Below are 22,608 nucleotides of genomic sequence, written 5' to 3'. Positions count from 1 at the left end.
TGCGGATCGATTCTCTCCCCGCATGATCCGCGCTCAATCCGTGGCGAATTCAAACGGGAACTCAAGGCGAGGGTCGCGTCTCTGACGGTACGCTCTTGGTCGATTGGAACGGTATCAGGTTGAGCGTCCCCAGATCCATCGGTTTTTCCGAGATATCGGGGACATCGAAAGTGTGGGTGAGCGTCTCGAACCGATCCCCACCGTTCCCGTTCTTGGGAGTGGCCGGGGGAGGCTCGTTCATGGAGATCGTGATCTCGTAGCGGCCAGGAGTTACATCATCGATACGGAACGCCCCGTCGGCGCTGAGCTTGAAGACCTCGGAGAAGCGGCCTCGGCGATATTCTTTGCCCTCCGCGCTTTCCTCCCAACGGGCCCGCCCGGCGTCATCGAGTCCCGGTGGCGGCGAGGCCTTGGTCGTATTCCGGGTGAGAAGGTTGAAGCTCGATGAGAAGTTGATAACCGCAGGCCGGTCGGCGGGGGAGCTTACCCGGCCGACGACGGATCGGCCCAACCCTCCGATCGTCACTCGAGAGGTTTGCCCGGGTCGGACGGAGACGGGGACCGAGTGCGTCTCATAGAGGTATTGGTTGTTTTGTCGGACACTCCGGCAGACCTCGACCTCGCCGACCGGGACCTTCTCGAGGGCGAAGCGCCCGGCAACATCGGTCGTCGTGGTGGACCGGAACTCGACCCCGGGTGCCTCACCCTCTCGCCCATCCGTCCGCGACACCGCCATGATCGGATCGTCGCCCCCCGGGCGTTTCCCGAGGCGAAATACCCCCGCGATCCGTCCCCAAGGCTTGAGGCGAAGGACGGGAGCGGCGGCGAGCTTTTTCATTTCGGTGAAGGCCCACCCCATGTCATGGACCACGACGATGGACGTCGCCTCGTCCTCGGGATTGAACGAGAATCGGCCGTCCGACCCGGTCGTGACGAGGGGATGGCTCCTTCGCTCCAGCAGGTGTCCTTCTTCGACCAGCAGCGTGTCGCGGCTCCCGAGCAGCACGACCTCGGCCCCTTCGAGCGGACCTCCGTCGAGCGAGTGGACGACACCCCCGATAGCTGTACCTCGACGCATTCTGACGTCAAAGACCGACGCCCCTTCGTCATCTCGGAACGGCCGAGACACGACGGTGCGATACCCTTCGGCCTCGAAGCGAAGGTAGTGGCGAGGCCTGGGCTCGTTGAACCGGAACGCATAACGACCGGCCCTTGTGGGCACCCCGCGATCTTGGAGGAAAAACGGCCCGGTGTCCCGCCCCAAGCCGAAGCCGCCATGTAAGGTGAACGCCTCGATCGGCCTCCCGGTCTCAGCGTCGGTGACGGTGCCCCGCACGATCAGTGGGCGGGCGAGCGTGATCGTCGACTCCTGATCGCTCGTCGTCAGGCGACAATCTCGGATCGCCACATACTCGTCCATTGGTGCGATATGAAAAATGACCTCGTCCTTCGGGGCATCCTCCCAGCGGAAGCGTCCGTCCTTGTCGGTCTTGGCCCGGAAATCGATCGAACGATGCGAACGCCAGGTGTCGGCGACCACGGTCACCCCGCCGATCCCTTGCCCGGCCGGGTCGAGAACCCGCCCTCGGATCGTGCGACCGGGGCCGAGGCGGAACTCGACGGATTCTCCTTCCTTCTCCAAAACCATCGATTTCACGTCCGGGGCGCGGCCTTTAGCCTGGACCGTGAGTGTCACCTCGCCGGGTTTGATTCCCCCAAACCGGAACCGCCCCTGCGCGTTGGTGATGGTGTCGGGATACTCCGTCCCCCAGCGATCCGAGCCCTGGGCGACGCTCGCTCCCCCGATCGGCCGCCCTTCGAGGTCGAGGACCTGGCCTTCCAGAACCAGCCCTTTCTTCATGACCATGACCCCGGTCTGGTCGCGGAGTTGGGCCATGGACGGCTTCGGCGTGGCGCCGTAGGTCGTGTCGACTGCAAAGTCGGGATGACTCAGCCGGATCCAGACATCGTCGAGCTTGGACGGCATGACGTCGCACCGCCAACGGCCCTCGGCGTCGGTTTTGACAGGGTAATCGCCGATGTCGGTCTTCTGCCGTCTCGAGACCTGATCGCCGGGAACGAGCAGCAGCACGGTCGCATCCCGCACAGGACGCCCGCCCGCATCGCGAATGAGCCCCCCGATCGTGGTACCGGCCTCCATCGTCAACGTCACCGTGTTCGGGATGTCGTCGCCCCCCTCGCGCCTGGACCACGAGTACGAGAGGGGGACGAACCCATCCTTCTTGACCCAGACGTCGAAGGCGTGGGCACCGCTTTCGGGAACGGCCAGGCGGAATCGCCCCTCATTGTCGACGGAAACCCCGGGTTGTAAGTTGCCGTCGACCTGGCCCTTGATCGTGACTCCCTCGAGCGGCTGACGACTCGACTTGTGGATAACCCGGAATTCAATCGCTCGCGGACTCGTGGCCCGTTCCGGAGTGCGGGTCGACTGGTCCTTGCGTCCATCCGCCGGCGGGACGCCCGAGTCGAGGCCGAGTGCCATCGGCAGGGTCCCCAGCAGGGCGCCACCGATGACGAGGGCCGCCGCTTTGATTTTCAGAGAGTCATCGAACATGGTCCCGAGCACTCCTTCCGCAAGTGAGATGATCGAGGCGGAGACCATGCTCCCACCCCCGACGGCCCGGCCCAACGCGACGCGCCGCGCGACGACCACAGTCGCGTCCACGAGCCCGGCGGGGAGGATCGACCCGGCCTCGGCGGAAAGGACAGAGCTGAGCATCGCCGAGGACGGGGCCAGCCCTCGCAGGGCCAATCGCCGTCGCAGGCGTTCTCGCGCCGCGGCCAATCGGCCTCGGACCATGCCGGTCGTCCACCGGAGAGTCCGGGCCGCCTCTTCCTGGGTCTTCCCTTCGAGGTAGCAGAGGATGACGGGCCCTCGGAACTTCTCCGGCAGCCGCTCGAGCTCGACGTCGATGACGCCCCGGAGCTCCGACCCCTCCCCAACCCCCTCGGCCCCATCCGACTCCGACCGGGCCGCCCCCTGCTCCTTCGCCCGGCGCCGAGCGGCATCGGTCCTGGCACGCGAGGCCACCCGGAAGGCGACGCCGTAGAGCCAGCACCCCAAGCCTCCCACGTCCCGGATCGACCCGGCCCGTCGGATCAAAACCAGGAACGTCGCCTGGAACGCATCCTCCACGTCGTTGGGGTCGTGGAGCAGCCGACGGCAGACGCCCCAGACCATGGGCCCGTGCCGGACCACCAGCGCCTCGAACGCCGCCTCGTCCCCCTCGCGGACGAACCGTCCGAGCAACTCCCCCTCCGACATCCCCGCGAGCGTCCCGACGCTGAAGATCCGTTCGATCCCGCGAAGGATGCCCCTTCGATCCCCACTCTCCATGGCCGAGGCCCTCCGACGTTGCCGTTGTCCTCGGTCATACTGCAACGAGCGGGCAGTAACGGCACAACTTTTTCCAACTTCTCAAGCCTGAGCCCCAAAACCGGTACTTTCTTGAAAACCGGGTTTCCGAAGGGAGTCGACGCGGACGTCCCGCAATGGGTCTGCAACGATAGCTGCGTCAGAAACCCGCTCGGCTCAAGAGGCGAGGTCGGTGCCGCCACTCACGTCGGGTTTGTGTCACGGCTTTTACGTCATTTGGGTAGCACCGGTTGGCACAACCGGTGTCGCGCAGCGACAAGAGGCCGTAGGCAAGCCAACGCGGCCGTAGGTGATTGCCGGACATAGACATGCGCCTCGTCCTTCCCGCCGGATCAATCCCTGGATCGCATGGCCGGGGAGGCCGACCTTATGAGCGGTATGCCTCCTGTCGCTGCGCGACACCGGTTGCGCCAACCGTTGCTACCCTCGATCCGCTATATCCAGCACCGATTTCGCTCCTTGAGGTAACCCCGTTATTATGAAGAAACCGGGTTCCAAGACGGGATCACAGAGACTCGGACGTCATGACCGATAGGTGGCGGACAATTCCCTTCACCTATCAGACACCTGTCTCGGAAGCTTGCCTTCCAACATGGCCGACTTACTGATAACCTGTCCCCTAGCGCCACCAAACCACCGACCCAGGGTGGCCGCTTTCGGCCCCCGGATCATCAGTGGGCTCAGAATGAATTCCTTGGCCTCCGCACCAAGAGCCTGTCCCGTGAATCGTCTCCCGAAACCCGGTTTTTTCTTGAAAACCGGGTTTCTGTGCCATGTGACGAGGATTTCCCGCAAGGGGACGATGACGTCGAGCGGGTCAGGAACCCGGTTTTCAAGAAAAAACCGGGTTTCGAAACAGACACCAATTTTCACAAATACATAAAATTCTCTCAATATCGTGTTTAATTGTTCTCGATCACCCAGCCGAAGGCAATCGACCCCGACCCGGGAGGACACCAGATGGGCGACATCCTCAAAGCGATCTCGTCGAGCTATGGGGCGCAGAACGATCCCGGAGGGGTGGACGCCGTAAAATACCTCCAATCCGGGGACGCGGCCGTGCTCGCCCGCATCAAGCCCAGCGGATCGCGATACGCGTACTGGCTCCATGCGATGGCCGGGGCAATGTCACCTCCCGAGGCGATTACCGAGCTCGATCGGCGGGCGCTCCGCATTCTGGCGGTTTACGACGTGTATTCGTATCTCGGCGACTGGGTCGTGAAAGGCCTGGGGCGCGAGGCGCCGGATGAGGATTCTTATCGCGTCGTCCGTGAGGAACTGGCCGCCTCCGGGGTGCCGGAGACGATGATCGCCGGGGCCACGATCTCCTACGTTTTCCTCGAGAAATCCGGCCGACCCACCTCCGCCGGCCGATACCTCCTTTCCCTCTCAGTCAAGGAACTCGAGACGGCACTCATCGACGCGGTCGCGATGTTGATGGTCTCTTCGAGTCCCCACCTGGATGCGTTCGTCAACCTCCTGATCAACCACGCTCCGGACCGACTCCCTCCGTTGATCAAGATGATCCTGACCGGCTCGTCGAACAAGGCTCGAGTCTGCGGGATCCTCCTGGAGAAGGACCCCATCCGCTACGAGGAGATCGTGGCGACGTACTGCCGCTCGCTGCCGACGGAAACGAGAACGTTCACGATCGCCAGCCAGCTTCATAGAGTCGCCCCGGAACGTTTTGCGGAGGAGACGCTGGCCATGGCCAGGGCTTGTCTCAAATCCGCCAATTGCCTCGGCCTGGAAGAAGGCAAGTGGATGATCCGGAATTACGGGGCCGAGGCCATGGATGATCTTGAAACGTTCATGGCAAACGGGGAGTCGTACCAGGCCACCTGGGTTCGGAGCGGCCTGATCACGGAGGCGGTCAATGTCCTCGAGTCTCGATCGATCCCCCTGTTAGTCGCGGCGATCCGCACGGGGAACTTCGAGCTCAGGTCCTCCGCCCTCGGCCACCTCATCACCTTCGCCTCCGAGTCGCACGCCGAACTGATTCGGTCGGAAATCACCCAAGGGCTCGAAGACCCCGCACCGGACCACCTCGTTCGCTTCCTCAGGCTTGCCGAGCGTACGGGGCTCGCCGACCACGAGGAACGGGTCTGGTCGCTGCTGGGGCACAAGTCGAAGCCTGTCCGCTCGGCGGCCGCAAGGGCCCTGGGCAGGCTCGGCGACCGCGCCGTCGCCAGGGGAGCCGGCCTCCTGAAGGAGAAGAAGGCCGACCTCCGCGCAGCCGCCGTGACCCTGCTCTCGGCGATCGGGACGCCCCGAGCCCTGGAAGCCCTCGAAGCCCGCGTCGACCTCGAATCAAGCGACGACGTCCGCGACGCAATCCTCCTCACGCTCGACGCCGCCCGCGCCTCGGAAGGCCGCGAGGTCACCCGCGAAGAGATCGATGCGAGGGTCGCACGGGCCGCCCCGAAGCTCGAAGCCCCCGTCTCCGACTGGATCGACGTCGAGAGCCTGCCCCCGCTCTCCACGAAGGACGGGAGCCCGCTGGATCTCCAGGTCGCCCGCTACCTCGTCCATCGCCAGTCTCGAGCCAAGGCCATCGAGGCCGACGTCGAGGCCAGGCCGCTGTATGCCCTGATCGATCGCAGGAGCTCGGGCGACTTCGCCCTGGAGGTCCTCAAGCGATACGCGGCGACCCAGGCCGCCCCCGAGGGGCGCTGGGCGCTCGCCGTCGCCGGACTCCTCGGGGACGACCGCGCGCTGCCCGTCCTCCGTCGGCTCGTCGACGACTGGGCCGGTTCCTCACGCGGCAAGATGGCCGAGTACGCCGTGCAAGCCCTCGCCCTCCTCGGCACCGACGCCGCGCTCATGACGCTCGACTCGATCGCGACCCGTTTCCGGACCAAGAACAAGAACATCGGCCAGGCCGCCGTCGACGCCTTCGAGGCCGCCGCCGAACGCGCGGGGGTAACTCCCGACGAGCTTGGCGACCGCGTCGTCCCCTGGTTCGGATTCGAACCGGGGCAACCTCGCATCATCGATTGCGGCGGACGTCGCATCGAGGCCGCCATCGGCCCCGACTTCAAACTCAAGTTCACCGACCTCGACAAGAAGAAGGCCGTCGCCTCCCTCCCCAAGACCGCCCCCAAGGAGACCTTCGACGAGCTCAAGGCGCTCCCCGCCCTTCTCCGCGAGGCCGTCAAGGCGCAGACGCTCCGGCTCGAGAACCTCATGGTCCGGCAGTACCGCTGGCCGCTCGAGCGCTGGTCCGAGCTCTTCCTCGCCCACCCTCTGCTCCTCCCGTTCGCCTCGAGGCTCGTCTGGGGCGCCTACGACGAGGCCTCGGCCCGACTCCTGGGGACCTTCCGCACCCTCGACGACCGCACCCTCACCGACTCGGCCGACGATGAATTCGTCCTGCCCAGGTCCTGCACGTTGGGGATGGTCCACCCCCTGGAACTGTCCGACGACCAACGCCAGGCCTGGCTGACCCACCTGGCCGACTACGAGGTCACTCCCCCGTTCCCTCAACTCGAGCGCCCCGTCGTGCGAGTGGCGGACGACCAACGCATGACCAAGTTCTCGCTCGACCTCGACGGGACCGACCTCAACGCGATGACCTTCAAAGGTCGCGCCGAGAAGCTCGGCTGGACCCGAGGTTCGGTGACCGACGGCGGCGGGATCGAGGCCTACCGCAAGACCTTCCCCGCCGCGGGCGCCGAGGTCTTCCTCCAGCTTGAAGGCATGTACATGGGGATCGGCATGGACGCCTCCATCACCCTGGGCAAGGTCTGCTTCGTCAAGCCGGGCAGCGTCCAGGTCGGCAGCTACGTCTACGACACGCCGAACGACGAAAACGACGCCCGCCTGATCCCCTTTGGCGACGTCCCCCCCATTGTTTTCTCCGAAGTCATGGGCGACCTCCAGAAGATCTCCGGCAAGGCGGATCGGGGCGAGGCGGAGTGATTGGCTGTCCGAAGCCCCGTACCCCGATACTCGGTGGTTCCTTCGAGGCCGCCAATTCGCGGGAACAGGCGGCGAGATCCCGAGCAGGGGTTCGGCTTTGATGGAGGCCGTAGTCCGGCATTGAAGAAGAAGCCGGGGCCGGATGGTGGTGCGGTCTGTGTTCTTGATGCTGGATCAAGTCTGCCGCGGAGGGGCACGGACCCAACCGTCGGCGGAGTCCTGGAGCGGGTTAAGGATCCGGAATCTCGATAGAAAAGACGCCACGCCGCAGTTAGCGGGTTCACTCCAAACGGGTGCTTTCTCATTTCTTCGGCGTGGAACCGGAGGCTTTCACGGCCGCTTCGTCAATGGTCGTATTGTGAAAATGGACCACCTTCCAGCCATCCGTGTCCTTCGCCAGAACGAGCGTACTTCGGTGCCGGCATGCGGGAACTTCGACACCGTTTGGCGCCTTGAACGAGCCGACCTTCCATATCGAGACGGCGATCGCGTGTTCGTCACCGATCGAGTGAACCTTCACTTCCTCTACGGTTTCTTCGAGGTCCTTGAAGATGGTCTTGTGATAGTCCGACAGATGTTTCAGAATTTCCGCCTTTCCACGCCAGTACATCCCAACAACGTTGATGCCTTCCACGTCGTCCCGGAACGACTTTGTGAACGCATCCATATCGTGAGTATTCCACGCCTTCTCTTGCGCCTTCACGATGTCCTGAATCGTCTGACTGTCTGCGGCCGATAGCGGATGGGCTCTGGCAGGTTGCTCCAGCTTGGGTTGCTGAGCAGCCCCTCCCATGGCCCAAATCAGCGAACTGGCCGCGAGTGACAGGCAAAAGCCAGCGTTCACCTTCGACATTTTCGTTGTCTCCTCGGTTTGGAGGTAAAGACGAGTCCACCTCCGAAGCAACACCCGTGCTTCGCTCACGCAAAAACTCTTGAGAATCGCGGGCCGAAAAAGGCAGCGTAACGAATACAGCCGACCCTCGAGCGTGTAATGCTTGCGCCAACCTAACATGTTCGTGTTTATAATCAATAAAAGTATCGCAAATTCGATCGATACACAAGATTGGTCGTCCCCCCCTTTTCTGGTTCCCGTCGAAAGGCAATGCGGTTCGCGGCGGCCCCCTTTTCAGGGGAGATGCTGCCAAGCACTGCACAGCCGATCTGTCGGAACACTCGGAAACGATGCGGGCCGTTACGGACAAGTCGAAGCCGACCGCTCGGTGGGATTTGGAGCGGCTCGTCCCAGCAGAGATGAAGCCACGGCCAGGGCCTCCTGCGTGAGAGTCGTCCGCGTGACGTAGTAAGCGCGGAGGAGGTCTCGGGCCCCCTCGGCCTCGTCTATGGCCTCGCCTTGGCGTTGGCGCTCCAGGAATTCTATGACCCGCGATGAAGAGCGGGCGCAGGCTGACAGGCCGAGTGCCTCGGCGCCGGCGACGGTGGCCCGGAGTTCGCGGATCCGTCGGAAGGCGGCGAATCCGCCCTCGCCGATCGTTTCTAATTCGGACGCGAGTCGATCGATCAGGCCGCCGACCCGGCTCAGGGGACGGCGAACCACGCTCTCAACCTCGTTCTCATCCTCAGCCTCAACCTCTTTCTCAGCGTCCAGGTTCGACTCCACCGAGGAGACAACCGAACTCGGACGCCCCATACGCCCAGCCTCGACGTCCAGAGTCAAACTTTTCACTCCAGACGCATCATGGATGGCTATAGGCTCGACCACGAGGCGCCCCTCGTCGAATTGGAGGAGCCCCAACACGGAGCGAATCTCCTGGGCGTCGAGTGACTCCAGCGTCCGGATGGCTTCGAGGTTTTCCGGGGTTTGGCGGAGGACGAGCGGGAGCGGATGGCCGTCGATGTCGAGGATCAGACGTACGAGCTCCTGGCGGACCGCGTCGAACTGCGCGGGGCCCCAGGTCTTCGGGGAAAGGAGGACGATGGCATCGCGTTCGTCGCGATCCTGGAAGCCGCCGCCGAAGAGGTGGGACGCACGCTCGACGAGGTTGGACCAGCGATCGATGGCGGGGACCCGCGAGGGGTCGGCCGGGCCGGTGATGAAGGCCCGGGTCGAGGATCGGCCCGAGAGGCGTCCTTGTCGGTTGCGATAGGCGCCGAGGAGTCGCAGGGCCGAGCGGCTCGCCGAGGAGGGGGAGTTGAGGCCCGACCAGGGGCCGTCGAACCCAAAACGCGCGACCGGGTCGAACCCGCCGGTTGAGGTCGGCCGGGCTTCGGTCCAGGTCGACCACGCTTTCGTCGAGCGGTCCCAGAAGTAGACCGTCAGGCCCGCGTAGCCGCTCCGGGACCGCCATGCCCTGGCGCCCAGGCCATCGAGCTCGACGTCGGTGATCGCCTGGTAGCCCGATCGATGCTCACCGACGAGCGCCGCGGTCGGACGCACAAACAGGGCATGGCGCAGGGCTTCGAGACGAGCCGCCGCGAAGAGGAGCCGGGACGAGTCGGCCTGGGCCTGGCGCGAAAGGTTGGCCTCGACCTCGTCGGCCAAGGCCCGGATCACGCGCTCCAGCCTGGGGAGGTCGACGCCGTGCGCCGAGACGGCCAGGGTCCGCAGCCTCCCGGTTGTCGCGCAGGAGAGTCGGTTCGTGCCGGGGAGGACCAGCTCGCGGAGCACCGAGCCGAGCGCGTCGAGGACTTCCGCCCGACTCCTCGGCGCCTCGGTCGAGGCCTCCGGCGCCGTCGCGAGTGAGGAAAGATCTCGGATTCCCCGCGCGGCCTGGACCGCGAGGATCGCCGCGACCCGGTGCTCACAGGCCTCGGGTGCGTGGCATGAGCAAATCATGCCGTCGAGGCCTCCCCCCGGCAGCCATAGGCAGGTGACGTTCCGCTCCGGGAAGCGGACGACGACCGCCCCGTCCTCCCCGATCTGAGGCGCAGGCCCGAACGCGAGGCCCTTCGAGGCCCGGGTCACCAACGACTTGCCCGCCCACTTCGCGAGCGTGGCGTCGTCGATCGCCAGGATCTCGTCGATGCCCGATGGGGCCGACTCCGAGGGCGGCTCCGCATTGGCGTCCCCAGCCTCGGGCTCCGACTCGCGGACGAAGATCAGGGCCGAGAGAATGTGTCGGCAGACGCCGGTGGCCGGGCAGGAGCATCGGGAGAGCGTCGGCGGCGAGGCGAGCCAGACCGAGGCGTCGGCGAGGTCGAGCTTGAGCCGGTCGTCCTCGACGCCCGAGACCGTCGGGCTTGCGCCTTCCAGGTCCTTGCGGGCGCGGCGCACGAGACCCTTGTTGGCCAGGGAGGCCAGGGCCTCGTCGTCGAACGGGGCGAACGCCGCGCGGAGCGAGGCTAGGAGAGGACCCGGGCCATCCATTCGGCCAGCCTCCTCGGTGTGAGCGCGGCGACCTCGGCCCCGACGTCGACGCAGCGCTCGGCGATCTGCCGGTCGTAGACCGGGCTGGCCGTCTCGTCGAGCGCCGCGAGGCCGAGCACGCGGACGCCCCCCTCGCGGAGCCGCTTGACCGCGGCGATCATGGGGCCGGGTGAGCCTCCTTCGCAGAAGTCGGTCACGAGGACCAGGATCGTCCGGGTCGGCGAGCGGACCAGCGTCTCGCAGTACCCGAGCGCCCCCGCGATGTCGGTCCCGCCCCCGAGCTGCACGCTCATGAGCACCTCGACCGGATCCTCGACCTCATCGGTGAGGTCCACGATCGCCGTGTCGAACGCGACGAGGCTGACCCGGACGGCGGGCAGCCCTTTGAAGATCCCCGCCATCACGGCGCTGTGGATGACCGAGTCCATCATCGAGCCACTACAGTCGACGGCCATGACGATGTGCCAGGGCATGTGGTGCTCGACCCTGGAGAAGAAGTGGAGCGACTGGAGGACGAGCTGCTCGCGCTGGACGTCGTAATTCTTCAGGTTCTCCCGGATCGTGCGTTTGACGTCGAAATTGCTGGCGACCTTCAGCCGGCTCCGATGCCGACGGTTGAGCCGCCCCCAGAGCACCGATCGCACGTCGCGCCCGAGCCTTTTTTTCAGGTCCTCGACGACCTGGCGGACGATGCTCCGCGCCACCTCCAGGACCCTGGGATTCATCAGGTGTCGGAACGAGAGGACGGCCTTGAGGAGCTCGTAGCTCGGCTCGAGCTTGCGGAGGACCTCCTCGTCGGTGACCAGCTCGGTCATTCCGTAGCGTACGAGGGCGTGTCGCTCGAGGACCTCGACGGTCTCCCGGGGGAACAGCTCGCGGACCTCGTGGAGCCAGTCTGGGATCGCCAGGACGCTCTCGCCCGAGCCTCCTTGCCGGCTGCCGCCCGGCCCCCGGATGCCTCTCCCCGAGTATTCTCGCCCGTACAAATGATCGAGGATCCGCTCCATCCGGTCGTAGGACCCCGGCCCTCGTCCCCCCTGCCCTTTTCCGCCCGGCCGATTCGCGCCGCCAGGGCCCGCCCCGCCGCCCTGGAACTGACCGGAAGGGCCCGGGAAGCCGCCGAGGGCCTTGTCGGAGAACCGGCCCAGAACGAGCCTCCAGCGTGCCAGGGCGAGCTCGTCGCGTTCGTCAGGCACCGAAGCCCTCCAGTCCGTCGAGGCGAAGGATGTCGAGGACCCGGCGATCGACCTCGACGCCGAGTAATAGGTCTTGCTCGGAGAACCCCCCGAGGTCGACATAGGGCCGTCGGCCCATTTCGACCCCGGCACGATCCGCGACGGTCTCGGCGACGAGGTCGCACTCGCGCGGGGTCAGGTCGGCGAAGGCGAGCCGGAGCTCGGGGAGGACGTGGATGAACTGCGATTCATCCCAGCCTTTGAGGACATCGTGGAGGCCGTCGAGCAACTCGGGGACGTGCCAGAACACTCCCCTGGCCGTCCGCAAGAGGCCCCGGACGAAGGCGGCCCCCGCCTTGCCGGAATCCCCCGCCCCGAAGAGGTGGCCGCGGAGCTGCACGACCAGTTCGTCGGGGCCGACGTGCCCGTCGCCGTGGAGCAGGCCGAGCGCCGCCCCTCGGAGTGCGGGCGACCCGCCTTCGGCCAAGGCCAGGTCTCGGAGCCGCGCCCAACGCAGCTCGCGGCGCCCGGGAGTGTCTCCCAAGGTCCTCGAGGCCTGCCCGAGCGCCTTGAGCGAATCGATAATCGTCGACTCGTCCGACTCGGCCGTGCTCGCGAGTCCGGGCACGAGGTAGCAGGCCCGGTCGTACGCGGCCGAGGCCAGGTCGACCGGTCCGACCAGGTCGTGTGCCTCGAGTGGCTCTCGCGAGACGTGGAGGACGAGGAGCATCTCCGCGGCGCCGACGAGAGACGCGAACGAGCCATCCTCGGCGATGATCCGGCCATTGCGGTCGAGCAAGCTCTGCGACTGGCGGTGGAGTCCCATCCGGCAGGCTTCGAGCACGAGCTTGGCCGCCTCGTCGGCGCGACGCCCCTGGCCACGCCGGTCGGCCTCGTCGAACCGTTCGAGCACGCGTGCCGAGGCGGCCTCCTCGAGCGTCGAGCCGTAGAGCGAGCGCTCGATCAGGGCCGACTCCGCGGCGGGCGTCCATCGGTACTTCCAGACCTCCTGGACCCGCTCGAGCGATTCGCCGGAGACGTAGTCGGGGCCGGCCACCCAGTCGGCGAACGGGACGTCGAGGAACCGGAGCCGGTGGAAGAACCGGCTCGCCTCTCGCGCCCGGACCCGCCGATAAAGGTCGAGCGCCAACTCGCGAGCCTCGACGCGGTCCACGGTCACCTTCAGGCGTGTGGCCGTTCGGCGGAAATCCTCGACGATCGGCGGCGCCCCCGCCTCGGGGGGGACGTTACCGACGCGGTCGCCGGCCAGGAGCTTCCGGGCGATCGCCAGGACGGCGACCCCTTCGACGTCCTCGGTCCCCTTGATGAAGACCGATCGCACGCCGTCCATCAGGTCTTCCCGAGACGGGCGAGCGTGCCCCCGGAGCCCGGCCAGACGCTTCGTCTGCTCGAGCGCCCCGATCGCCTCCGCCGACGAGACGCCAAGCCGGCGTTTGCGGCACTCCCTGGCCAACCGGACGACCAGGCCGGCAACATCCGCCCCTTCCCAACGCCTCTGGTAGAACTCCGGGGCGGGCATCCCGCTCGCATACCCGTTGAGGCGGTCGAGCTGCTCGAACCCGTAGCGCATCAAGGTGACCAGCGCATCGGCCTCGGCGAGCTTGACGGCGGGAGGCATCGCGGGGGCGGTCGACGGGAGGGCAACCGTGTGGAAGCCACCGGTGACGACGACGACCCGCCCCGACTCCTCGGCCACCGCAGCGGCCATGGCAGCCTCGCGGACGTCGCAACCGTCGGCCGAGAGCATCTCCGGAGTGTAGTCACGTCGGGCGAGGGCACAGTACGCGAGGATGTCTCGCATGAACTCCGACGTCTCCCGGCGCTCGTAGTCGACCTCGTAGAGGTGGTCCCAGAGGTCGTCGAAGTCCCGGGCCCCGCTCCTCCGGCAGGCCTCGCGCAGGAGTTGGCTGTGGCCGAGGTGGTGGTCCTCGAGCAGGCTCTGCGGCCGGTCGTCGCCCGAGTCCCTCCCGGCCAGGACCATCTCGGGGAACGTCAGGTCGATGAACCGGGCCCGCGCGCCGACCTCGGCCGAGGCGCGGATCGCCGCGAGCTCCGGCGAGTAGTCGCAGAGGGGGTAATACGCCGCGAGCCGGATCGGACCCAATCCCGCCCCTTCGACTCGCCGGACGAACGTGGTGAAGACGGCGACCGGCATCCGCGTCTTGGGATGGGTCAGGAGGGGGATCAGCGAGGTCGCATCCCGAGGCCCTTCGATCAAAACCGCGTCGGGACGGATCGTCCGGATCAGTCGATCGACGTGCCAGGCGCAGGCCGGGCTGTGGTGGCGGACGGGGAAGTATACCACCCGCGAGGCCAGGTCGACATCGGGGATCAGGGGAGGCTCTTGCGGGCCTCGTGCAGCTCGGTCCACAGGCCCCCCTCCTTCTCGCCGCGCTGGCGGACGACGACGTCGAAGTAGTGCGTGAGCTTCTTCAGGTCGTCGGGGTTATCCTTGAGCACCGCGCCGGCGAGATGTCGGGCAACGTGCCGGGGGGTCATCCGCTTATCGCCGTAATAGTATGAGTCGAGCCCCGCGGCCATGGCCACCGAGACGGCCTCGGCCGTGGACATCACCGTGCTCGGCTTCTCGAGCTGGATCCCCTCCGAGGTCACCCCTTCGCGGAGGTCGTGGAAGATCGTCACGAGGAGGGCGACGACCGAGCGGTCGACCTCGGCCGGAGCCTCGGACTCGCGGAGAAGCCGGTCGCACTCGCGCGAGACGAGCGTCACCTCCTGCTCGAGGTCGCGGATCGGGTGGACGGTCTCGAAGTTGAAGCGACGCTTCAGGGCGCTCGACATCTCGTGGACACCGCGGTCGCGGATGTTCGCCGTCGCGATCACGTTGAAGCCGGGGCGGGCGTGCCGCACGCGGTCGGCCCCCTCGAGCTCGGGGACGATCATCATCTTCTCCGACAGGACGCCCACGAGCGTGTCCTGGATCTCCGGAGGGCAACGCGTGATCTCCTCGAAGCGGACGAGGCATCCTTCTTTCATCGCCACATATAATGGAGAGGGGACAAGAGCCCCCATGGTCGGGCCTTCGGAAAGGAGGAGGGCGTAATTCCAGGAATATTTGATCTGATCTTCGGTCGTCCCCGCACTGCCCTGGATGACATTATTGGATACGCCCGAGATCGCCGCGGCCAGTAGTTCCGAGAGCATCGACTTGGCCGTGCCCGGCTCCCCGACCAGCATCAGCCCGCGGTTGCTGCTCAGGCCGATGATCGCACGCTCGACCAGGATGTCGTCGCCGAAGAACTTTCGGCGCACGGCCGGGTCTTTGCTGCCGCAGACGAAGGACCGCACCGCCCGGGGCGAGAGCTTCCAACCCGGCGGCCTCGGGTCCTTATCGGATTCCGCGAGGGCCCGCAGCTCGTCGGCATAGAGCACCTCCGCCTCGGGCCTCAAGGTCACCCCTGCCTGCCCGACCGGCTCCGCCGCCACCGGCTCCGCACGCTGCCGCTTCGCCATGCGACACCACCTCCCGAAGTTCCGAACGCCGAGTCGACGATTATGGACCCGCACCCTCGGCTTGGCAATCGGGAGGCCTCCGTTCGGAAGGTTCCGATACCACTGTCGCGTCGCTGCTTCAAAATTCGATCTGATTAGTAGTGACGGGATGAAAGACTTCTGTGATAATGCCCCACAGCAAACCTGACCGCCTGAAAGACCCTTCCCCCCATCGAAAGCGGCTCGGACGTACAATTAACGTCTCCTTCCAAGTAACCACGCATCCATAGACGAACGACAAACGTCTGGGAATTACTTCGCTCGAAAGGTGGAGAGTTCCTTCGCACTCCGAGACGAGATCGCCAAAACGCCGCGGGCGAACCTGGACTGTCACCAACATCACCTTCCGCCAAGTGCACAAAGTATCACAGGTACGAAATGTCGGAGGGATGCTGTTCCCGAAGTTGGACTGTCGTCTCGGTTGTGAGTCCGGGGGATTGTGGCGTCAAATCGGCGTGCTCAACACACAACACCAAAATTCTCGACATTAATCCTCCAGGGCCGTCACAAAGATGCTACCATCACGTACGGCTTGTTGACACCCGAATGCCTCGCGAGTTTCCGCCACATCGAATTCGACCCGGTCCGTCCGCGACCCCTTTCGTCGAAATCCGTTGCGAGTTGCTCACAACAGGCCTTCTTGCCTCGTTCTGATTCCCGCGAAGAGCGGCCCAGCGATTCCGGGCCAGCCTCGTCGTGAAGATTTGCCTTGTGCGGCGGGATCTCCGGCCGACACTTCGGCAACCCGGCATCCCATTTGCAATGTGTCGTATCATTCAATGTCCGCGATTCCCACACCACGGTTTGAGGAGATTCTGATGGCCGTCAAGAGTGCCAAGCGTGAGAAAGACGTGGCCAAGACCGCCCCTTCGCTCGTCCCCGAGGTTTCGGACCAGGCGTTGCGCGACCTCGTCCAGGTCTTCCGCCTCCTGAGCGACGAGACTCGGCTCCGCATCCTCTTCTACCTGGCCCAGAACGGCGAGTTGCACGTCACCGACATCTGCGAACGGCTCGGCCAGAGCCAGCCTGCCGTCAGCCATCACCTGGCCCTGCTCCGCGTCTCCGGCCTGATCGAAGCCCGCCGCGAAGGCAAGCACAACTTCTACAGCGTCCGCACCGAGGCGTTCGGCGAGCTGCTCGTCAGCATCTTCTCGGCGTCCGGCGAGGTCCCCAAGAAGATCAAGTTCCACGACTTCGCTTTGGCCTACATGGGCCGCTAAGTCGCCCAACACCGAGCCCACCGAGGGTGGTCGTCCCATCCGTCGCCACCCCTCGGGCTGCTCGGGCGGACTCGCCTCGGCGAGATCGGCCACAATCCGTCAAGCCCGCGACGTCCCCCCCATCTTGTCCGTACCATCGGTTCGAGAGACCACACCTCGCATCGGCCGCAACGACCTCACCCCTCGGATCGGCGTGGTCGTGCATGCGAGGTCGAATGCTTGCCGAGGGACAACCTCGGGACCTGCAAGCTTGTGCCGATGCTGAAGCGACGGCGTATAGAGATGCTCACATCGCCGTTCCAAGGTCCGATCCCGGACGTGACCGCCCTGCTCCCGGCAAGGTAGCTCCATGGACGGGTTTGACTCCCAGGCCGAGGCCCCCGGGACGGTCGACCCGGTTCGCCTCCTGAATCGCCGCTATCGCGCGGCGTTCATTTCGGTCGCCGTCCTCGTCCTGCTCAATTCGCTCGTCATCCAACCTTCGCTCCTGCGCCTGACGTCCGACGCCCCGGTGATCAATATCGCCGGTCGGCAGCGCATGCTCAGTCAGCGCCTGGCCAAGGCCGCCCTCGAGCGGGCCAGAGACCCGGCGGATCAAGCCCGCCTGCTCAACGAGCTCGAACAGGTCCTTGACCTGTGGTCCTCCACGCACGCTGCCTTGCGACGAGACGCCGCCCCATCTTCCCTACCGATCTACAACAAGAACCACAGCAACGACAGACACAACAACACAGACAACACTGACGACAACAACACGATCCGATCAGCCTTCGATGGGCTCGAGCCTTACTTCCAACCGATGAACAAGGCTGGCATGCGGCTCCTCCGCGGCACCGACGGCGCGGCGGGGGACGACATCTCGACGATCCTCGACAATGAACCCGAATACCTGTCGAGGATGGACCACATCGTCGGCCTCTTCGAGCGGCAGGCGAGGGCGAAGATCGATCGCCTCGTCTGGACCGGCTGGGGAGTGACTGGCCTGGTCCTCGTCGTGATGGCCGGCATCGGCGGGTTCATCCTCGAGCCGGCCGCCCGCCTCATCCGGCGCCAGTTCGCCGAGCTCGGCCACGCCCGGGACGTCCTCGAAGCACGCGTCCTCGAGCGGACCCATGAGCTCGAGCGCGAGTCCCGCGAACGGGCCCTGGCCGAAGAGCGCCATCGCGTGGTCCTGGAGCAGTTCGGCCACGTCGCCAGGACCTCGACGATCGGCGAGATGGCCACGGGGCTCGCCCACGAGTTGAATCAACCCCTGGGGGCGATCGCGAACTATACCGAAGGCTGTCTCGTCGCCCTCGAATCAACCGGGCCGGAAACCCTCCCGGTCCGCGAGGCACTCCGCAAAGTCCTGGCCACCACCCTCCGCGCCGGCCAGATCGTCTCCCGAATCCGACGGTTCGTCACCCGCCACGAGCCCATCAGGGAATCGGTCGACCCCAACCGCCTCGTCGCGGACGTCGAGGAGTTCGTCCGCGACGAAGTCCAACGCCACGGCATTAGTCTCGAAACGCGACTGGCATCCGACTTGCCTTGGGTTTGGGCAGACCCCGTTCAGATCCAGCAGGTGCTGGTGAATCTGGTCCGCAACGCCGTGGATGCCTCGCTTGCCGCGAAAGTCCAGGCACCCAGCGTGGTTATGTGGACACGGATTGCCCCCTCCGGGCGCCCCGAACTTGGTGTGACGGATCATGGAGAGGGCATTCCCGACGATCGATTCGCCCAAATTTTTGATGCATACTTCAGCACCCGCGCCCAAGGAATGGGCATGGGCCTCGCTATCAGCCGGACCATCGTCGAGGGCCACGGCAGTCGAATCGACGTCGAATCCGAGCCCGGCGTCCGGACGACTTTCCGGTTCACCCTCAGACCCGCCGGTGTCGACGATGCAGGAACCGACGGTTTACGTCGTCGACGATGACCCCGACATGCGCGACTCCCTGCGCTGGCTGATGACGACGGTCGGGCTCCGCTCTCAGGTGTACGGCTCGGCCGCCGAGTTCCTCGAAGGTTTCTCCCCGAGCGGGCCAGGCTGTCTCGTCTTCGACGTCCGGATGCCGGGAACGAGCGGGCTGGACCTCTACGAGCGCCTCGTCGCCAGGGGAGAGGGGATGCCCGTCATCTTCATCACGGCCTTCGCCGACGTCCCTATGGCCATCCGCGCCCTCAAGTCGGGTGCCCTCGAGTTTGTCGAGAAGCCCTTCAACCGCCAGGACCTCCTCGACCGCGTCCAACGCGCGATCGAGGAGGACGTTACCCGCCGTCGCGAACGCGCCGGCCGCGACGCCCTCCTCGCGCGTTTCCGCGCCCTGACCGAGAAGGAACGCGAGGTCCTCGCCCTCATCAAGGACGGCAAGCCGAATAAGGCGATCTCCACCGAGCTCGACATCACCCCCAGGGCCGTCGAGATGCGGCGATCGAGCCTGATGAAGAAGCTCAACGTCCGCTCGCTGGCCGAACTGCTCCGGCTGTCGATGGCCCTCGAGCTCGCCAACGACAGCGCCAAGGGCGAGCCATGATCCCGACGAGGATCATGGCCGGTTCCGAACCCCGGTTTCGAAGAAAAAACCGGGGTTCGGGAGAGACGATTATTAACCGACTAAAGCCGTCATCGAGCTCGCGGTTCGAGGGTCAGCTTGCCGAGGTCGCGATCCTCGCCGGACTTCAGGTCGCCGATCATCCGTTTCAATTGCGACTGGCCGGCCCCGACCGAAATCTGGAAGCGGGCGCCGGGGATCAAGGTGTCGATATACAACTCTCCCATCTTGTTCAGGGCCGGTCGGGACATGTATTCAAGCATGAATCTCTGCCCCATCAAATTGGCGTAGTGCTCCGTATGTTCTCGCCCGCTTTGAGGCGTTGAGAGGTCGATCAACGTATAGGCCGACCCGGTCGAGACGGGCGAGCCGTCCGAATCGACGACGGTCCCGTGAACACTTGCCGTCTTCTGGAGCCTGACCTCGATCGGCTCGGAATCTCGACGAGGCCTAAGTTCGGCGATCGTGCCGAGCTTGAGCTGGGGCTGGAGGAAATAGAATCGGTAGGTCCGGTCGGGGTCGGCGCCATTCATTTGGAACTCGCCATCGGCGAACTCCTTGCTACCACCACCTGCATAATTCTGGACGGCCGACAGCTCGGGGCCGTTGGCGACGACCGTCTCGAGAGGCCGGCCATCCGGGTCGAACACCTTGGCGCGGAGGACGACACCTCCCCGCCGCACGGGCACCTCGACGGGAGCTTGTTCGCCATCCTCGGGTACGTCGACCAGGAGGAATCCGTGGGGGTACGCGACCCCGTGCGGGCTATCCTCCAGGGGGACCCGGATCGCGTCGACGAGCGGGGCTTCGACCACGAGGGCGCCGGGGCCAGGCAGTCCCGTGATCGTGAACCGGCCTTGGTCGTCGCAGAGGACAGGGGAGCGGAGATCATACTCGTTCTTGTTGTTGGGGTTGCTCCGCCGGGGCTGATACACCACGCTGGCGCCGGCGATCGGTGCCTTGCTCGCGGAGTCGACGACCGTCCCGTGGAGGAGCCTGCCCTTCTCGATCGCGAAGTCCTGCGGGAGGAATTTGGCACCCGAGGGCCATCCCTGTTGCCATTTTTGGACTCGCAGATAACCCAGGCTCGGGTCGGGCGAGGCCGTGGTGATGTAGGTCCGCCCATCATGGCCCGCGACCCGGTAGTGCCCTTCCGCGTCGGTCTTCGCGAAGAAGGAGCTGCCGCCGTGCTGGCGCATCGGGATCATCTCGATCGTGACATTCGCCAGCGGCCTGCCCGTTGACTTGTCGGTCACCCGCCCCTGGACCGGCCTGGGAGGCCCCAGGATGTGCGTGAACGACCTGCCGACGGGCACGATGTCGAAGGCCTTCATCGCCGGGCTCGCCGGGATCCCGAGTGCGACGGTGACCTCGTCGGCGGCATAATCCGGATGCTCGAGCGTCAGCGTCCCCCAACGTCCCTCGCCCAGGCCCTTCATGGTGAACCGGCCGTCCCGATCCGTGACCTGCGGCTTCGGCCAGAATTCGGGCATTTCCTGATCCGCCTGCCCCTGCGTCGGGTGGACCCCTTCGACGTCAGAACTCATCACGTCCTTCAGAGTGACCCGCACTCCGGCGACGGGCAGGCCTTCCAACCCGAGGATCCGGCCCTCGACCGGAGTCTCGGCCGCCAGAGACAACGTCACGTCGCCTTGATCAGCCCGGAACGTCTGCGAGAAGATCGACGCCCCCGGCGCGACCACCACGAGTTGGGTGACCCCGAGGAATTCCCCGCCGAGGTCCGCTTCGAGACGGAACCGACCCTGCGCGTCGGTCCTCCCTTCGGCCAGGAGCATGTCGCGCCAACTCGGGTCTTTGCGGGCCTCCATCGGCATCGCGACGAGCGCGAGCGCCGGCTTCCTCTCGCCCAACCAGAACACACTCGCCCCGTCCGCAGGTTTCCCGTCCGGGCCGAGTACGACCCCCTTGGCGGTCGATTTCATGTTCATGGCCGCCTTCTGTGATGGGGCGTTTGCCCCGGGCGCGGCCTCCGGGCCGGCCTGCCCCGCTTGTGCCAACGCGATCGCCGAAGCCGCCAGGACCGCCGTCGACGTGGCAAGGGCCGTCCATGCCGTCCCCGTGATCGGGCTGCTCGGCCGCTCCTCGAGGATGTGCCGGATGCGTGAGACCAGGCCGCCCCGACTGGTGACCGCCGCCGGCGCGAACGCCTGGCGACGCCTGGGGACGAGCCCGATCAACGATTCCGCATAATTCGTGGCCGACTGTCCGACCGCCAGGACCCAGTCGTCGCACGCCTTCTCGCCCGTCTGATGGAGGGCCCCCTTCGCCCACCAGGCGAGCGGGTTCCAGGGCAAGGCGCAGGCCAGCAGCTCGCCCGCAAGCGAGGCGAGATGGTCCCGACGCTTCCAGTGGGCCAGCTCGTGGCACATCACCCCGCGCCAGTCGCACGGGCCAACCCCCAAGGCGTCTCGTGACGGGATCAGCAGCCGAGGTCGACTTCCCCAACACCAGATCATCGGGCAACCGACCCCATCCGACTCGAGGACCTCGGCCGAAGTCACCAGCCCGAGCCTCTCCGCCGCCCAACGCGCCGAGGCCTCGAGCCCCTCGTCCTCGGTCGCTCGGGCGCGACGGACAAGTTGAACACCCGCCCGCCACGAGACCGCCAAACGGAGCAGAGCCAGACCGCTGAGCATCCCCCACAAGCCGAGCGCCAGGCCCGACTTCGAGACCTGCCAGGGGACGGCCCTCCCGCCGCTCAACGAAGGGGCCGAGGCCGACATTGCTCCAGGTCGCAAGACCGTCCCATCTCGGGAATCGCTTACGACGATGTCTCCTCCTTGCGGTTCGGCGAGCCGGTCGGCCGTCGCCGAGTGCGAAAGCATCACCGAGTCGTTCCGTTCGAAGGAGGATCGCGAAAGCGAAGCGGACGGCTCGAGCTCCGCCCGCAAGATCCCCCACCCGAACGCCCCGACCACAAGGGCCAGCAGCGGGGTCGCGAGACTGGCGCCGATCGCCAGGAGGAGTACCCGATGGGCCCGAGCCGGCCGCCGCCTCCACACGAGGCTCGCCCCGAGGCCGAAGGCCAGGAACAAGGACGATTGCCAGGCGATCCCCCAGAGGACCGCACCGACGCCGCGGGACATCTCAAGCATCACGCCGCTCCTTTCGCCGCTGGTCGATCATCGTCTTGAGGGCCGATAGGTCCTGGTCGCTCAGGTCTCGGTCGTCGATCAGGTGCTGGAACAACAGCAACGGGTCGCCGCGGAACACTTTCTGGATGAAGGCCCGGAGCGAGGTCGAGCCTTCCTCCTCCCGACTCTGGATCGACCGGTAGACATAGCTGCGTCCCTCCGCGCGATGGGTCAGCCACCCGGCCTTTTCCAACTTCTGCATCACCGACAGCACCGTCGTATACGCAGGAGGCGGGTCGCGATCGAGCAGGTCGCGGACCTGCTGCACCGTCACCTCCCCCTTGTCCCAGACGGCTTCCATCACCGCCTTCTGCAAGTCGCCGAGGTCGTCGATCGACTTCTTCGCCATG

The 22,608-nt window shown here is 65.9% G+C and carries 13 protein-coding genes; 4 read left to right on the top strand and 9 right to left on the bottom strand.

All coding sequences use genetic code 11. From position 1 onward, the window contains the following. Window positions 1-61: 61 nt before the first annotated feature. Both ACYOEI_RS26615 and ACYOEI_RS26610 read right to left on the bottom strand, forming a co-directional pair. Window positions 62-3,358, bottom strand: coding sequence for a sigma-70 family RNA polymerase sigma factor (locus ACYOEI_RS26615; RefSeq protein ID WP_462852674.1), 3,297 nt, complete (start codon window positions 3,356-3,358; stop codon window positions 62-64). Between the two features lie 591 nt (window positions 3,359-3,949). Continuing rightward, window positions 3,950-4,354 (bottom strand): hypothetical protein, encoded by a 405-nt coding sequence (locus ACYOEI_RS26610; protein ID WP_462852673.1) that lies wholly within the window; start codon window positions 4,352-4,354, stop codon window positions 3,950-3,952. Between the two features lie 3 nt (window positions 4,355-4,357). On the opposite strand from ACYOEI_RS26610, the gene ACYOEI_RS26605 reads away from it, so the two are divergent. After that, complete coding sequence (locus tag ACYOEI_RS26605; protein ID WP_462852672.1) at window positions 4,358-7,318, top strand: DUF4132 domain-containing protein; 2,961 nt, start codon at window positions 4,358-4,360, stop codon at window positions 7,316-7,318. A gap of 301 nt (window positions 7,319-7,619) precedes the next feature. Here ACYOEI_RS26605 and ACYOEI_RS26600 read toward each other — a convergent pair whose 3' ends face one another. The 5 genes from ACYOEI_RS26600 to ACYOEI_RS26580 all read right to left on the bottom strand — a co-directional run bounded on the left by ACYOEI_RS26600 (window position 7,620) and on the right by ACYOEI_RS26580 (window position 15,310). Beyond that, on the bottom strand, window positions 7,620-8,171 hold the full coding sequence (locus tag ACYOEI_RS26600; RefSeq protein WP_462852671.1) for a YybH family protein: 552 nt from the start codon (window positions 8,169-8,171) through the stop codon (window positions 7,620-7,622). Window positions 8,172-8,510: 339 nt separating this feature from the next. After that, window positions 8,511-10,643 (bottom strand): hypothetical protein, encoded by a 2,133-nt coding sequence (locus ACYOEI_RS26595; RefSeq protein WP_462852670.1) that lies wholly within the window; start codon window positions 10,641-10,643, stop codon window positions 8,511-8,513. Next, window positions 10,619-11,839 carry a VWA domain-containing protein gene (locus ACYOEI_RS26590; RefSeq protein ID WP_462852668.1) on the bottom strand — a complete coding sequence of 407 codons (1,221 nt, stop codon included), beginning with the start codon at window positions 11,837-11,839 and terminating at the stop codon, window positions 10,619-10,621. Before ACYOEI_RS26590 ends, ACYOEI_RS26595 begins: the two co-directional genes overlap by 25 nt. Then, a complete protein-coding gene (locus ACYOEI_RS26585) occupies window positions 11,832-14,210 on the bottom strand; it encodes a DUF5682 family protein (protein WP_462852667.1) in 2,379 nt (792 codons plus the stop codon). Before ACYOEI_RS26585 ends, ACYOEI_RS26590 begins: the two co-directional genes overlap by 8 nt. Further along, window positions 14,171-15,310, bottom strand: coding sequence for an ATP-binding protein (locus ACYOEI_RS26580; protein ID WP_462852666.1), 1,140 nt, complete (start codon window positions 15,308-15,310; stop codon window positions 14,171-14,173). Before ACYOEI_RS26580 ends, ACYOEI_RS26585 begins: the two co-directional genes overlap by 40 nt. Before the next feature lie 857 nt (window positions 15,311-16,167). Here ACYOEI_RS26580 and ACYOEI_RS26575 point away from each other — a divergent pair. The 3 genes from ACYOEI_RS26575 to ACYOEI_RS26565 all read left to right on the top strand — a co-directional run bounded on the left by ACYOEI_RS26575 (window position 16,168) and on the right by ACYOEI_RS26565 (window position 19,085). Next, window positions 16,168-16,569: an ArsR/SmtB family transcription factor gene (locus tag ACYOEI_RS26575; RefSeq protein WP_462852665.1), complete on the top strand. Its 402-nt coding sequence runs from the start codon at window positions 16,168-16,170 to the stop codon at window positions 16,567-16,569. A gap of 349 nt (window positions 16,570-16,918) precedes the next feature. Then, complete coding sequence (locus ACYOEI_RS26570; RefSeq protein ID WP_462852664.1) at window positions 16,919-18,487, top strand: ATP-binding protein; 1,569 nt, start codon at window positions 16,919-16,921, stop codon at window positions 18,485-18,487. Beyond that, a complete protein-coding gene (locus tag ACYOEI_RS26565; protein WP_462852663.1) occupies window positions 18,453-19,085 on the top strand; it encodes a response regulator transcription factor in 633 nt (210 codons plus the stop codon). The genes ACYOEI_RS26570 and ACYOEI_RS26565 overlap by 35 nt, the downstream gene beginning before the upstream one ends. A gap of 89 nt (window positions 19,086-19,174) precedes the next feature. On the opposite strand, the gene ACYOEI_RS26560 is transcribed toward ACYOEI_RS26565, so the two are convergent. After that, a complete protein-coding gene (locus ACYOEI_RS26560) occupies window positions 19,175-22,219 on the bottom strand; it encodes a M56 family metallopeptidase (protein ID WP_462852662.1) in 3,045 nt (1,014 codons plus the stop codon). Then, a complete protein-coding gene (locus tag ACYOEI_RS26555) occupies window positions 22,212-22,607 on the bottom strand; it encodes a BlaI/MecI/CopY family transcriptional regulator (protein ID WP_462852661.1) in 396 nt (131 codons plus the stop codon). The genes ACYOEI_RS26560 and ACYOEI_RS26555 overlap by 8 nt, the downstream gene beginning before the upstream one ends. Between the last annotated feature and the right edge of the window lies 1 nt (window position 22,608).

This window comes from Singulisphaera rosea, assembly GCF_054877945.1.
Note: the sequence above shows the minus strand (reverse complement) of the source record. Positions and strands in the feature narration are given on the sequence as shown.

Excerpts from the sequence above, each read along its gene's own strand:
- ACYOEI_RS26595 (WP_462852670.1), bottom strand. The coding sequence starts at position 10,643 with ATGGATGGCCCGGGTCCTCTCCTAGCCTCGCTCCGCGCGGCGTTCGCC.
- ACYOEI_RS26580 (WP_462852666.1), bottom strand. The coding sequence starts at position 15,310 with ATGGCGAAGCGGCAGCGTGCGGAGCCGGTGGCGGCGGAGCCGGTCGGG.
- ACYOEI_RS26555 (WP_462852661.1), bottom strand. The coding sequence starts at position 22,607 with ATGGCGAAGAAGTCGATCGACGACCTCGGCGACTTGCAGAAGGCGGTG.
- ACYOEI_RS26575 (WP_462852665.1), top strand. The coding sequence starts at position 16,168 with ATGGCCGTCAAGAGTGCCAAGCGTGAGAAAGACGTGGCCAAGACCGCC.
- ACYOEI_RS26600 (WP_462852671.1), bottom strand. The coding sequence starts at position 8,171 with ATGTCGAAGGTGAACGCTGGCTTTTGCCTGTCACTCGCGGCCAGTTCG.
- ACYOEI_RS26560 (WP_462852662.1), bottom strand. The coding sequence starts at position 22,219 with ATGCTTGAGATGTCCCGCGGCGTCGGTGCGGTCCTCTGGGGGATCGCC.
- ACYOEI_RS26565 (WP_462852663.1), top strand. The coding sequence starts at position 18,453 with ATGCAGGAACCGACGGTTTACGTCGTCGACGATGACCCCGACATGCGC.
- ACYOEI_RS26570 (WP_462852664.1), top strand. The coding sequence starts at position 16,919 with ATGGACGGGTTTGACTCCCAGGCCGAGGCCCCCGGGACGGTCGACCCG.
- ACYOEI_RS26605 (WP_462852672.1), top strand. The coding sequence starts at position 4,358 with ATGGGCGACATCCTCAAAGCGATCTCGTCGAGCTATGGGGCGCAGAAC.
- ACYOEI_RS26615 (WP_462852674.1), bottom strand. The coding sequence starts at position 3,358 with ATGGAGAGTGGGGATCGAAGGGGCATCCTTCGCGGGATCGAACGGATC.